The 12,687-nt window shown below is 71.8% G+C and carries 8 protein-coding genes; 5 read left to right on the forward strand and 3 right to left on the reverse strand.

Going from position 1 to position 12,687, the window contains the following annotated elements:
- Nucleotides 1-24: 24 nt before the first annotated feature.
- The 4 genes from FBY41_RS03135 to FBY41_RS23270 all read left to right on the forward strand — a co-directional run bounded on the left by FBY41_RS03135 (nucleotide 25) and on the right by FBY41_RS23270 (nucleotide 7,948).
- Nucleotides 25-3,255, forward strand: a complete 3,231-nt coding sequence (locus FBY41_RS03135; protein WP_221629197.1) for a hypothetical protein — start codon at nucleotides 25-27, stop codon at nucleotides 3,253-3,255.
- Nucleotides 3,252-5,264 (forward strand): pentapeptide repeat-containing protein, encoded by a 2,013-nt coding sequence (locus tag FBY41_RS03140; protein WP_141841944.1) that lies wholly within the window; start codon nucleotides 3,252-3,254, stop codon nucleotides 5,262-5,264. Before FBY41_RS03135 ends, FBY41_RS03140 begins: the two co-directional genes overlap by 4 nt.
- 159 nt (nucleotides 5,265-5,423) lie before the next feature.
- Nucleotides 5,424-7,604 (forward strand): SpoIIE family protein phosphatase, encoded by a 2,181-nt coding sequence (locus FBY41_RS03145; protein ID WP_185748865.1) that lies wholly within the window; start codon nucleotides 5,424-5,426, stop codon nucleotides 7,602-7,604.
- Complete coding sequence (locus tag FBY41_RS23270; protein ID WP_185748866.1) at nucleotides 7,601-7,948, forward strand: STAS domain-containing protein; 348 nt, start codon at nucleotides 7,601-7,603, stop codon at nucleotides 7,946-7,948. Before FBY41_RS03145 ends, FBY41_RS23270 begins: the two co-directional genes overlap by 4 nt.
- A gap of 28 nt (nucleotides 7,949-7,976) precedes the next feature.
- Here the strand turns inward: FBY41_RS23270 and FBY41_RS03155 are convergent, their stop codons facing one another.
- Both FBY41_RS03155 and FBY41_RS23760 read right to left on the reverse strand, forming a co-directional pair.
- Nucleotides 7,977-10,754: an alkaline phosphatase family protein gene (locus FBY41_RS03155; protein ID WP_141841947.1), complete on the reverse strand. Its 2,778-nt coding sequence runs from the start codon at nucleotides 10,752-10,754 to the stop codon at nucleotides 7,977-7,979.
- Nucleotides 10,751-10,882 carry a hypothetical protein gene (locus FBY41_RS23760; protein ID WP_260439527.1) on the reverse strand — a complete coding sequence of 44 codons (132 nt, stop codon included), beginning with the start codon at nucleotides 10,880-10,882 and terminating at the stop codon, nucleotides 10,751-10,753. Before FBY41_RS23760 ends, FBY41_RS03155 begins: the two co-directional genes overlap by 4 nt.
- Nucleotides 10,883-11,111: 229 nt before the next feature.
- Between FBY41_RS23760 and FBY41_RS03160 the strand changes: the two genes are divergently transcribed.
- Complete coding sequence (locus FBY41_RS03160) at nucleotides 11,112-11,795, forward strand: carboxymuconolactone decarboxylase family protein (RefSeq protein ID WP_260439528.1); 684 nt, start codon at nucleotides 11,112-11,114, stop codon at nucleotides 11,793-11,795.
- Between the two features lie 77 nt (nucleotides 11,796-11,872).
- On the opposite strand, the gene FBY41_RS03165 is transcribed toward FBY41_RS03160, so the two are convergent.
- Complete coding sequence (locus tag FBY41_RS03165; RefSeq protein WP_141841948.1) at nucleotides 11,873-12,553, reverse strand: DsbA family oxidoreductase; 681 nt, start codon at nucleotides 12,551-12,553, stop codon at nucleotides 11,873-11,875.
- Nucleotides 12,554-12,687: the final 134 nt, after the last annotated feature.

Here is a 12,687-nt window from a genome sequence, read left to right on the forward strand (position 1 = left end):
AGTCGCTTCGGGGAGAGGTCGCTTATGTCCGAGTCAGCTGCGTCGACGGGGACGCGCCGTTCGACCGAGCACCAGGACGTCCATTTCGACCTCAGCTTCCTCGGGGACGAGCACCGCACCGCCGACTACACGCTGCGGTCCGCCGGGCGCTCCTACCCGCTCGCACGGCATACGGCGGAGTCGCTGGCCGACGCCGGGCTCGACGGAGACGTCGGGATCGGGACCACGCCACCGACCCACGTCGCCCGGGCCGTGGAGGCGCCCACCGCCGTCGTCGGCCTGAGCCGGGTGCTCGGACCACCGGACGGGAACGGCTTCCCGACCCTCGCGGCCATGGCCGTCTCCACTCCCGGCGACGGCGGCCGCTACTCCCTCGACGACGTGGCCCGTGCCGTCGTCTTCCTCAACCCGAGCGTCTCGGTGCTCACGCCCGGCACGGCCGGCACGGTGCTCGGCCACATCGGGTCAGCGCACCACCTGCCGGAGCTGCAGCTCGCCATCAAGGCGATGGGCACCCACTGGAACGACCCAGTGCCGATGGTCGACGACACGGGCCACCCGGTGCTCGGCCCCGACGGCAAGCAGTACTTCACCTATGAGCTTGCGCCGATGGTGGCGAACTCCGCCGTGTCCGTGGGCGGCCAGTCCAAGGCCGCGATCTACAGCGACGACGCCCTGCAGGGCGCACGCTGGCACCTCGACCCCGGTGTCAGCCACGTCGACGTCAGCCAGCCCACACGGCAGGGCGAGGACACAGCGACCGGCGAGCAAGGCTCCCCCACAAGGGCGCTCGTGGCTGCCAACGCCTCCGGCTACCACGTGAGCCTCGCCGACGGTGGCCCCAACTACGGCCTTGCCGTCACCGTCAACGGTCTGAGCGACGACTTCGTCCTCGACCTCACGGTGACGAACAGCTACCTGCGCCACACCTCGCTCTTCGTCAGCTTCCTCCACGGCGACGGCAAGACGCCCATCGTCGTCGACGACAACATCTGGACCGAGCTCATCAAGGGAGCGATGAAGCCGGTCGTCGAGGCGTGGCTGCGGCTCGGCATCGACCCGGGCTTCGGCCAGGCGCTGCTCGACCTCATCGAGAGCCGCGACAACACCCTGAAGTTCGCCGGTCTGTTGGGTGCCGAGAGCACCTTCCTCGGCATCCCCGTCTCGCAGGCGGAGAAGAACCTCACCTTCTCGCTCCCCCGTGACGGCGGGCCGGTCGGGCGGATCCGGCTGCTCGTCGGCAGCCTCGGCACGCCGTCGGGCAACGAGTGGGACCCCATGGCCGCCTGGCTCGGCATCGCGATGACGTCCGTCATCGACCTCGCGATCCCGACGTACGCGCTCATCTCGACGGCCGGGGAGGAGAGCGACACCCTCTTCGACTCGATCTTCAAGAACGTCCCCTTCCTCGCCGGCCTGGCCCTCGACGTCTACACCATCGGCAAGGACATCTTCACCGGAGACGCCAACACCGGCGCCGACCTCAAGGACGCGCTCATCTCGCTGTCGAGCTCGCTCGTCACCAAGGTCCTCACCGCCTCCGACGTCGCCGCCCAGCTCGCCCTCTACTTCGGCGCCGAGGAGGCCGAGGAGGCCATCCCCTACGTCGGCTGGGCACTCAAGGCGCTTGCGATGGAGGCCGCCGTCGAGCAGCTCGCCCAGACCATCGGTGAGGTCATCTCCTCCCCGCGGGTCGTCGAGTTCGACCTGACCGTGACGATGAACGCCGTCATCACCCTGACCCCGGCGGACGTCAACGGTCACCCGGGCGAGTTCCCCTCCACCGCAACGACCGTCGCCGTCACGGCCCAGTTCAGCGACAGCACGACCCGAACCTGGACCGGCCCCGTGGACGTCACGAACCGGTCCTCGCTGACGATCCACTGGGACGACGTGCCGGTCGGCGGCACCGTCACCTTCGTCGTCGCGATGTTCTCCGCAGAGGGCTGGGGCGTCGGCAAGGGCCAGTCCGCATCCGTGGCCAACGAGATCAACGACAAGGATGCTGGAGTCCTGTCTGTCAGCATCGCGGTGGCGCAGCAGCTCTATCCGCTGAGTGCCGACACCAGCTACGGCCACCACGCGGTGCTGACACACACCGAGGGCACCGGCTACGCGTGGAAGGAGACCGCTCAGGCACCGACCGAGACGGCCGAGAGCCTCGGCAGCGGGCCGAGCGGGCACGTGCTCGAGGCGTTGGGTGCCATCACCCTGAGCGACGACCTCGGCATCATCGGCTACGGCTGGGAGGCATCAGGCCTCGGCATCCCGCCGGTCGACGCCGATGGCCCCGACACCGAGCTCGACACGATGCAGAACATCGGCTTCCGCCCCGTCGCCGGCGACAGCAGCCCGACGTGGCCGCAGGCGGGTTACATGACGGCACCCGCCGGCTACTCCAAGGCGCCCCTGCTGCTCTACCTCCGGAGCGCAAGCGAGGGTGGCCCGGAGCTCGCCGGGCCCGGCCTGTTCTTCCTCGACCCGTCAGGTGACGCCAAGGGCGGCTTCCACCTGCGGAAGGTCACGGCTGTCACAAGCGCCGACGTGCCGATGGACGACCCCACGCGCCGCTTCGACCTCGCGACGGGCACGAGCTGGGGGCGCTTCGCCAGCCTGCCGACCTCGCTCGCCATCCACACGAACGGCTACGTCGTCGGAGTCAACCCCGCCGCCGACAACATGCAGATCCTGCGCTTGTCATCCGCGGGCGTCCCTGACGCACAAGCACCTTGGGCCTGTATGCCGTTGGGCCCGGGCACCGGCCCAGGGCGCCTGGGTGGCCCCGCCCTCACCTGCATCCGGCCCGACCAGACGATCCTCGTGCTCGAGGCGGGCAACCGGCGCATCCAGGCATTCAGTCGCGGAGGCCACCCGGTCGCGGCCTTCCCGACGACGCCGACGCCCTACTGGATCCCGCTCGTGTCGCACGCGCCGGAGGGGACGGACGTCGTCCACCTCTCGATGAGCTCTGACGTGGCGGGGTACCTCTACGTCCTCAGCCAGAACGGCAACGGCTACGACCCGTCGGACTTCCACCTCGACGTCTACGCGCCGACGGGAGCCCATCTCATGCACCAGGAAGGACTCGTCGCAGGCGGGCTCGCGGTCGACCTCTGGCGCAACGTCTACACCCTGAACTTCCAGCAGATCGCCGGGCCCGGTGGTCGCACCGAGCCCTCGCTCAGCGAGTACCTCCCCCACACCCCCCACACCCCCACCCAAGGACCCGTGCAGGCCGAGGAGACACGCCCATGAACGCGATCACGACCTGGCAGCTCTCCGTCGACGGCGTCGGGTGGGTGCAGCTCGAGTCGTCCGAGTTCCGTTATGCCGGAGGTCTCGTCGTCGCCGTCTTCGACGGGAGCGGCACCGGCTGGACGGTCTTCGACCTCGGCGGCAGCCAGGTGGCCTTCGGCGCCGGCACCCAGGACCAGGACGGCAACAACTACTCGTACTACTGGAACTCCCACTACGCGACCACCGACAGCCAGGGCAACGTCGGGGGCATGATGCTGTGGCTCGGCTACAACCCGGGGTTCTCCTCCGACACCGTCGGCCCCGAGCAGACCTTCCGCATCGCCAACCTCGGCCAGGGTCGGGTCTCGCTGCAGGCGACTGCTGGATCCTTCCCGGGGCAGTACCTCTCGGGGGTCCAAGGCGGTTGGTACCCGGAGCAGTGGGGACTGGGCAACGGCAGCTTCGTCTCGTCGACGAGTCCCACTGCGATCCGCATCAGCGGCGACCTGCTGCCGCTCCTGCAGATCACGAACTCGGCCTACGACACCGATCTGTCCGGACGTGACCTCGGCGCGATCTCCCTCGCCAGCGCCAACCTGCAGCTGAGCAACCTCTCCGGGGCCACCCTGACGGCTGTCACCTCGATCGCCGGCGCCGACTTCACCTCGGCCACGCTGCACGGCGTGCACCTCGGCGCGCACGACCTCGCCACGGCGAAGACCTGGGCGCATGCCGACTTCACAGGCTCCGACCTCACGACGATCGCCGGCGCCGCGTCGGCGCACCTCGAGGGGGCCGTCCTCGACACCACGAACCTCACCGGACGCAACCTGCGCGGCGCCTTCCTCCAGGGCAGCTCGCTCAAGGGCGCGGTCCTCACCGGTGCCGACCTCACCGGGGCTCATCTCGACGGGGCAGACCTCACCGGCGCCCACCTCGGCGGCACGATCCTGCACGGCGCCACTCTCGCGGGCACCCGCTTCGACGGCGTCGACCTCAGCACGGCGCAGTTCGACCCCGCCCCACAGTTCACCCGCGCGGCGACGTCCCGCACGACCTTCGTCGGTGCCACCGTGCCCTTCGCGGTGCTGGGCGCCAACTGGTCGTTCCTCGACCTCACGAGTGCCACCATCACCGGGATCCCCAGTGCCATCAGCACGCTCGTGGCCGACCATGCTCTGCTCCCCACCGGCCTCAGCCTCGAGAAGGTCGACCTCACCGGTGCCTCCTTCGTGGGCACCCGGATGTACGAGATCCAGCTGCAGGGTGCGAACCTCGAGGGTGCCACCCTGACGAACGCGCTGCTCAGGGGAGCCAAGCTGAGCGGCGCCAACCTCACCCTCGCCAACCTCGACAGCGCCTTCCTCATCGCCGAGACGGCCGACGTCGCGAGGGCCCTCGCCGTGCGCACGGGCGCGGGAGGCAGGCTCCCGGTCCGCGCCGAGGCCCGCCGGCCGGGCCCGGTCGAGCAGGACAAGCTCGAGGCTGCCGTCGTGACCGATGCGTTCCTCGTCAACACCATCCTCGACGGTGCCCACTGCGACGGCGTCGACTTCTCCGGGTCGCTCTTCGTCACCTCGGCGGCCGTCAGCGGCAGCCAGTCAGCGAGCGCCGTCGGGGCGTCGATGAACTTCACGAAGTTCGACGGGGCCAGCGTCGTGCTCGCCGTCTTCAACGGCGCCCAGCTGTCTGCGGCGTCGTTCGCCACAGCCGACCTCACCGGGGCACGGTTCCTCGACAACGGGACGACCCCCACCCAGCTCACGCCGTCGAGCGACACGACCCACACCCCCGCGAGCGTCTACGAGGCCCATCTCGAGGGCGCCGACTTCACCGGGGCGAACATGGACGGCCTCGACATGCGCGGTGCGACCGTCGCGACGGCGAACGGAGTGTTCGAGAAGATCTACGACGGGTTCGCCGGTGCCAAGATCCCCGTCGCGTTCGACTACGACCCGACCCGGCTCGGCACGACGACGAGCGGCACCACGTGCCCCAACGGCTCGAACGGACCCTGCACGCTGTAGCGGCCACCCCCTGATGCCCGTCCCCCGGGTCCGGACGTGTGGCGGCGCACCCTGAGGCGCGGCAATCCGCAGATTCGGGGGCGGCCCGCCTCGCGGATGCCTAGGCTTCGCCCATGGCCGAGCACCGGGACGACAGAGGCGACGAGGTCGAAGCGGGACATGACCGCGGAGCGTGACCGCGCCTCCCGGCATACGCCCTCGCTCGTGCCGCGGAGCGCGACGGCCCGCGCCCTGTCCCTCGTGCTCGTCGCGCTGGCGTACTACGCGAGCGCCCGCCTCGGCCTCAGCCTCTCCCTGGTCGACGCCAACGTCACACCGCTCTGGCCACCGACCGGCGTCGCGGTCGCGGCGCTGCTCGTCCTCGGGCGGGGCATGTGGCCCGCGGTTGCCGTCGCCGCCCTCGCCGTCAACGTGCCGATCAGCGAGACGTTCCTCGCCGCGGCAGTGACCGCGGTCGGCAACACCGTCGCACCCTACCTCGCGGTCGTGCTGCTGGACCGGGTCGCCTTCCGCCGCGACCTCGCCCGGCTGCGCGATGCCCTCGCCATCATCTTCCTCGGCGCCCTCACGGCGATGCTCGTGAGCGCGACCGTCGGTGCGGTGACGCTCGTGGCCGCCGGCACCATCCCGCTCGCTGACCTGCCGACGGCGTGGGCCGTGTGGTGGACCGGGGACGCGATGGGGGTGCTCGTCGTCGCCCCCTTCCTGCTCAGCCTCCCCCTCTCGTGGGAGCTCGAGCCGTGGCCCGTCCGGCGGTGGCTCGAGGCGGGCGCGTTCCTCCTCGCGACGACCGCCATCATGGGCTGGGCGGCACAGAGCCAGCTGCCGCTCCTCTTCCTCGTGCTGCCCGTCGTCGGCTGGGCGGCGTGGCGGCTCCAGCTTCGGGGAGCTGCGCCCGCCGCCCTCACCGCATCGCTCGTGGCGACCTGGGCGGCGGTGCGTGACCTCGGTGCCTTCGCTGGCCTCACGGTCGTCGAGCAGATGGCCACGCTCCAGGCGTTCAACGTCTGTGTCGCCCTGGCCTCCTTCGTCTTTGCCGCTCTCGTCAGCGAAAGACAAAGGGAGGCAGCCGAACTCGCGGCCGCTGCGGCGCAGCTGGAGGAGCGCGTGCAGCAGCGCACCCTCCAGCTCTCCACAGCGAACGCCCGGCTCGTGCAGGAGATCCGCGACCGTTCGCAGGCACAGGAACAGCTGACCGCGGAGGAGGCACGCTCGCACCGCGAGCACGAGATCGCCGAGACCCTGCAGCGCAGCCTGCTCCCCGATCGGATCGCCGAGCTGCCGGGCGTCGACATCGCCGCGCGCTACGTGCCCGCGACGTCGGACGTGCAGGTAGGCGGCGACTGGTATGACGTCATCCCGCTGCCCAACGGGCTCGTCGGTCTCGCCATCGGCGACGTCGCCGGCCACGGACTGCACGCCGCCGCGACGATGGTGCAGGTGCGGATGGGCCTGCGCGCCTACGCCCTGCAGGATCCCTCGCCCGCGTCGGTGATGCGTGGGGTGCACCGGCTCGTCTCGCAGCTGCGGGTGCCCGAGATGGTCACGCTGCTCTATCTCGTCCACGACCCGTCGACGGGCAGCCTCCGCTTCAGCAACGCCGGCCACCCACCGGCTCTCGTCGTCCACGGCGGCGAGAGCACCTACCTCACCGGCGGGCTCGCCCCGCCGCTCGGCGTGACGAGCGAGGCGATCTTCACCGAGGCGACCCACGAGCTGGCCCCCGGCGCCACGTTGCTGCTCTACACCGACGGCCTCGTCGAGCGCCGCGCCGTGCCGATCACCGACGGCCTCACGCAGCTCGCCGACGAGGTCGCGAAGTCGGTCGGGAGCGCCCCGACCGAGGACCCCGAGGCGCTCTGCGACCACGTGCTTGCAGCGATGATCGACACGGACCAGGTCGCCGACGACGTGGCGCTCGTCGTCGTGCGACCGACGGTGGCGTCCGACGGCAGCCTCGCGCTGCGTCTGCCCGCCGAGGCGCGGATGCTCGTGCAGCTGCGCGGCGCCGTGCGCCGCTGGTTGCGCGAGAGCGGCATCGCCGACGACGACGCCGCCGAGATCCTCGTCGCCTGTGGGGAGGCCTGCGCCAACGCGGTGCAGCACGCCTACAGCGACGCGGCCGTGCCGGGCCCGCTCGCGGTCGAAGGACGCATCGCCGGCGGCACCCTCGAGCTCGAGGTGCGCGACCAGGGCCGGTGGCGTGCCCCCGTCGACCGCGGCGGCGGCTGGGGGCTTCAGCTCATGCAGGGGCTCATGGACGGCGTCGACGTGGAGCAGAGCGCCGCCGGCACCACCGTGCGCCTGCGCCGCGACGTCGCGATCGACGCCCGGCCGTGAGCGAGCCCGCCCGTCTCGAGACGCGTCGGGTCGGCGAGACCCAGCACGTCGCGATCATCGGCGAGGTCGACCTGTCCAACGCGCGCCCGCTCCTCGACGCCGTCGCCGCGGCCGTGCCCGACGACGCCGCAAGGGTCGTGCTCGACCTCACGGCGACGACCTACCTCGACAGCGCCGGCATCGCCGCCCTCTTCCGGCTCGCCGAGCGGCTGCGCATCCGGCGCCAGGACCTTCGCCTCGTCGTGCCCCCTGCCTCTCCCATCCGCCCCGTGCTGCGCCTGACCCGGCTCGACCACGTCATCCCGGTCGACGACACCCCGCCCGACGCGCCCGGGCCCGCCTGACGGCATACGGCAGCGGGTGCGCGGGCGGTCACCCCTGGGGTATGCCGTCCGGCTCGCTCGTGGGGTCCCCGACCGCCGCGACGGCGGCGAGGTCGGTGCGGTGCCCGAGGCGCTCGAGCCAGCGGACGAGCTGCACGTGCACCTGGTCGGCGCCGCGGATGCGCCCGTCGGGTCCGACGAGGTCGGGGTCGATCGGCCACTCCTTCGGGTGCACGAGCAGCGGCCTCGTCTGCCAGCCGCCGACTCCGCCGTGGCAGCCGACGAGCTCCTCGAAAGCCGCGACCTCGTCGAGGACCGGGTCGTAGAGCGAGTTGACGTAGATGTCGGGCGCGTCGTCGAAGCGCGCGACCCGGTCGAAGTCGCGCCGCGCGTCGGCGTCGAACTGCGCGAGCGGGTCGACGCCGCGCACGAGCCCGGTGCCGAGGTCGGTGCTGCCGTCGGGGCCGATGGCGACCGGCCCCGTCGGGGCCATGACGACGACGAAGGCGATGCCCTCGTGCGAGGCGAGCGCCGTGAGCAGGCCCGGGTGGCGCTCCTCGATGTCCTCGACGAGGAGCCGCTCGGGCTCGCGGGCGAACCAGATGCCGCCGAGGTTGCCGGAGCCGACGACGACGAGGTCAGGTGGCTCGGCGGCCGGCTCGGTGGGCCGCTCGCCGGCCGGCTCGGAGGGCCGCTCGACCTTCGGCTCAGAGGACCGCTCGGCGGCGGGCTCGCTGGCGGCCCGGCTGGGCTTCGTGGACGTCGCGACGCCCGCGCTGGTGCCCGTCGACACCTCGGTGAGGCCGTCGACGGCGCCCGGGCCCTTGGCGGACGGCCCGGTGGCGTTGGCGACGTCGCGGGCACCGAGGGCGCGCCGGGTGAGCCTGCCGGTGACGCTCTCCTGCCCGGCGAGCTGGCCGATGAGCACGTTGACCGGGCCGTAGGCCTCGACCTCCTCGGTGGCGGCCGCGACGGACGCGCCACCGGAGAGGTGCTGGCGCACGAGCTCCTCGAGGGTGAGGCCGTAGCGCTGGCGGAAGGTCGCGCCCTGGCTCTGCCCGTGGTCGGACACGAGGACGAAGTGGTAGGGCCGGGGTGTCACGCCTGCCGCGGCGACGGCGTGCAGGGAGCGCACGACGTCGTCGAGCCCGTAGAGCGAGGCCAGCGACTCGGGCCGCGAGACGCCTGCGTGGTGGGCGATCTCGTCGTAGTCGACGAAGTCGACGTAGATCGCGCGCGACCCCCGCATCATGGCCTCGACGACGAGGGCAACGTTGAGGTCGCGCAGCAGCACGTTGGTCACGGCACGCAGGGCCACGTAGGAGCCGCTGCGGTCGATGCGCGGCTCGACGCCACGTCGCGCCTGCCGCCGACTCTGGAAGACCTCCTTGACCATCTCGCCGCACGTCATCACCAGAGCGCGAGCGAGGCCGGCTGGGTGCGTGAAGAAGGCGGCATACGACGAGGACGGGCCGAGCCCGGTCGAGCGCTGGCGCAGTCCGCTCATCGTCAGCAGCGAGGTCGACGCGTCACCCGAGAAGAGGTTGGAGATGCTGACGCCGTCATCGGCGAGCAGCCCCCTTCCGTCCGAGAGCCGCGCCTCGATGACGGCCGCGTCGGCGGGCCGGTTCGCCACGAGCAGGCGCCCGGCCGCACGGTCCCACCACCGGAAGGCCGGGATGCCGTGGTTGGTGCCGTGCAGCAGACCCGCCTGGCTCACCGGCGTCGTCGAGGGCACGCGGGCGCGCCACTCCGTCCACGTGTGGCTGCCAGAGCGCACCCAGCTGCTGATCGTCGGGAGGTTGCCGGCGCGGATCTCGTTGGCCAGCAAGGGTGCTGGCACCCCGTCGAGCTGGACGAAGACGACACCGGGTATGCCGTCCGCTCCCTCGGGCGCTCCGGCGTCCGCCTCACCCCGGTGGCCGCGTCGACGGCCGCGCCGGCGACCGGCGCTGCTCATGCGCACGGCGTGGACGGTGAGGTAGTCCTGGCTGTTGATCGAGAAGAGCCACGTGAGGACTGCCATCGCGAACCCGTAGATCCACGAGGCGACGAGCACGGACAGGAAGCCGTCGACCTCGATGCCGGGCGTGAGGTAGAAGGCGAGGCCGATGACGGCAGCGTTGGCGAAGAGGGCGAGCAGCACCGCACCCGCCCACCCGAAGAGGCTGGCGATGCGCACGAAGACCGGGCGCAGCAGCCAGCCGGCGACGACGATGGCGACGACGACGAGCACGAGGGAGATCGAGTTCGTCACGGTGACGCCCGGCGTGATGACGATCGTGACGCCGATGACCGTGAGGCGGGCGATGAAGTCGAAGACGAGCGACCCGGCGCTGCGGGTGGTGTCGGTGAAGGGGTTGCCGGCCTCGCGCCCGACCGCGTTCTCGTGGCCGCGCTCGAAGTAGGCACTCGCGGCACGGTTCCACAGGAGGAAGAGGATGAGGGCCGAGAGGGCGAGGCTGATGGCGCCCTGGAGTGCCTGGCCGTCGAACTGCGCGAGGAGCACCCAGCTGTAGGCCTGCCGGGCGGCGATGACGAGCGTGACGACGAGCCGGGCCCCGTTGTGGCCGCGGGCCACGAGGACGGCAAGCACCACCTGGGCGACGGCCATCGCGACGAAGACCCACCCGAGCACGTCGAACGTCGCCTCGGCGTTGGCGTCGGCTGCGAGGGCGGCCGAGTCGACGACCCGGCCGAGACCGACGACGCGGCCCTCGATGAGGCCGTAGGCGACGATGGCGTCGAAGCACGCGGTCAGCACGAGGACGACCGCGACGAGGGTCACGCTGAGGGGCCGCTTGCCCGGGTCCTTGGGTCCGCTCATCGCTGCACCCCGAGGATGGCATCCGGTCTGCGAGGTCGGAGCAGCTCGGTGCCGGTGGACGGGCCGCTCCACCGCGGCAGATCAGCGGGCGACACGGCCGTGAGGCGTGCGCGGGCGACGTCCTCCATGCGATCTCCTCCAGGCAAGCGGGCTCCGGGCGTTGCACGGGCTGCCCGCTGGCACCGATGCTAGCGGCGCCCCGTCGGCCCGGCAGGAGCCTGCGAAAGGTCGTCGCGGAATCACCCGTGTCAGGTGAGAGGGCGTCTTCAGCGCCGAGGCCTACACTCCCAACGAGGTCGCCCGGGGCCTCCAGCCCCGCGGCACTGGCTGATGTGGAGGGCGGCGAACGAGATGGACATGGACAACGACCTCAGCGGTCCGCCCGCCGGCGAGGGCCCGCACGTTCCGGGTGCGGGCAACGCCTCCCCGGGGCCGGTGTCGACCAGCTTCCTCTCCCTGCCGGAGCGCAGCGACGAGGCGGAGCGCCTCTACGCCCACGATCTCGCCGACCACGGCTTCGTCATGAACCTCAGCCGGGTGTGGGCCCACGTGCCCGAGGCGCACGATGCGCTCTTCGGCCTGCTCGCCGAGATGGTCTCGGTGGCGGGCCTCACCTTCCGGCAGCGCGGCGTCCTCGTGACCTCGACCGCTCGCAGCCGAGGCGACTCCTACTGCTCGCTCGCCTGGGGAGCCCGACTCGCGGCCGCGGCGGGCGACGACGTGGCCGAGGCCGTGCTCGCCGCCGAGGACGCCGAGCTCGACGCCACCGACCGGGCCCTCGCGCAGTGGGCACGCGCTGTCGCCACCGACCCCAACGCCATCACCGCCGCCGACGTGGAGCCGCTGCGCCGAGCCGGCTTCGACGACCGGCAGATCTTCGCGATCACGACGTTCGTCGCGCTGCGGCTCGCCTTCTCGACGGTCAACGACGCCCTGGGCGCCCAGCCCGACCGTCAGCTCGTCGACGATGCGCCGGCCGTCGTGCGCGAGGGCATCTCGTGGGGACGTGAGCCGGCCGCGCACCCGTCGGCCACCTCCTGATCCGACCGCACGGAGCGGGGTGACGGCGCGGGTGATGATGCGGGCGACGGCCCAGGCGAGGGCGCCGGTGACGGGACTCAGGCGACCGCGACGCCGCGAAGGAGGGCAAGGTAGTCGGTCGTGGGGCGCACTCCGGTGAGGGCGGCATACCCGTTGGCGAGGATGAACGGGGTCGCCGTCACGCCCATCCCGCGGGCCCGGGCCTCGTCGTCTCGCACGCGGTCGGCGTAGCTGTCGGAGGCGAGCACGGCGGAGACGCGACGCTCGTCCATGCCGCACTCGGCCGAGAGCCTCTGGAGGACCTCGTGGTCATCGAGCGCGAGACCCTCGCGGAAGTGCGCCGACAGGAAGCGCTCAACCGCGGCCGACTGAAGGGCCGGGCCACCCATCTCGTGGGCGAGGGCGCAGAGGCGGTGCGCGTCGAAGGTGTTGGCGCGCACGGCTGCGTCGAGGTCGAAGACGAGGTCGTCGGCCTGAGCCTCCTCGCTCGCCCGCGCCGTCATGAGGCGGCCACCCTCGAGGTCTCCGCCGTACTTCTCACCGAGGTGCTGGGCCACGGGGACCGCTCCGCCGATGGGCACGCCGGGGTCGAGCTGGAAGGCGTGCAGGTGCAGCGTCACGTCGTGCGGACGCTCAAAGGCCGCGATGGCGTGCTCCACCCGGTGCTTGGCGATCCACGACCACGGGCACACGAGGTCGACCCACAGGTCGAGCTCGATGCGGGTCGTGGAGTCGGCGGCCGGCTGGTTCGTCGTCATCTCCTCAGTCAACCACGCTCCCGTGACGCTCCCCCTGCCGTGCTGCGCCCTCGCCCGGGGCAGACGGGTAGAGCCCCCGAGCGGGTGCTCGGGGGCTCTACCTGGTGGCTGTGCTCAGTGGCCGTTCTCAGTGG

It is taken from the genome of Humibacillus xanthopallidus, assembly GCF_006716675.1.
Classification (GTDB): domain Bacteria; phylum Actinomycetota; class Actinomycetes; order Actinomycetales; family Dermatophilaceae; genus Humibacillus; species Humibacillus xanthopallidus_B.

Bases quoted from the DNA above. Each gene is read 5' to 3' on its own strand.
- FBY41_RS03135 (WP_221629197.1), top strand. From the start codon at position 25: ATGTCCGAGTCAGCTGCGTCGACGGGGACGCGCCGTTCGACCGAGCAC.
- FBY41_RS03140 (WP_141841944.1), top strand. From the start codon at position 3,252: ATGAACGCGATCACGACCTGGCAGCTCTCCGTCGACGGCGTCGGGTGG.
- FBY41_RS03145 (WP_185748865.1), top strand. From the start codon at position 5,424: ATGACCGCGGAGCGTGACCGCGCCTCCCGGCATACGCCCTCGCTCGTG.
- FBY41_RS03155 (WP_141841947.1), bottom strand. From the start codon at position 10,754: ATGAGCGGACCCAAGGACCCGGGCAAGCGGCCCCTCAGCGTGACCCTC.
- FBY41_RS23760 (WP_260439527.1), bottom strand. From the start codon at position 10,882: ATGGAGGACGTCGCCCGCGCACGCCTCACGGCCGTGTCGCCCGCTGAT.
- FBY41_RS03160 (WP_260439528.1), top strand. From the start codon at position 11,112: ATGGACAACGACCTCAGCGGTCCGCCCGCCGGCGAGGGCCCGCACGTT.
- FBY41_RS03165 (WP_141841948.1), bottom strand. From the start codon at position 12,553: ATGACGACGAACCAGCCGGCCGCCGACTCCACGACCCGCATCGAGCTC.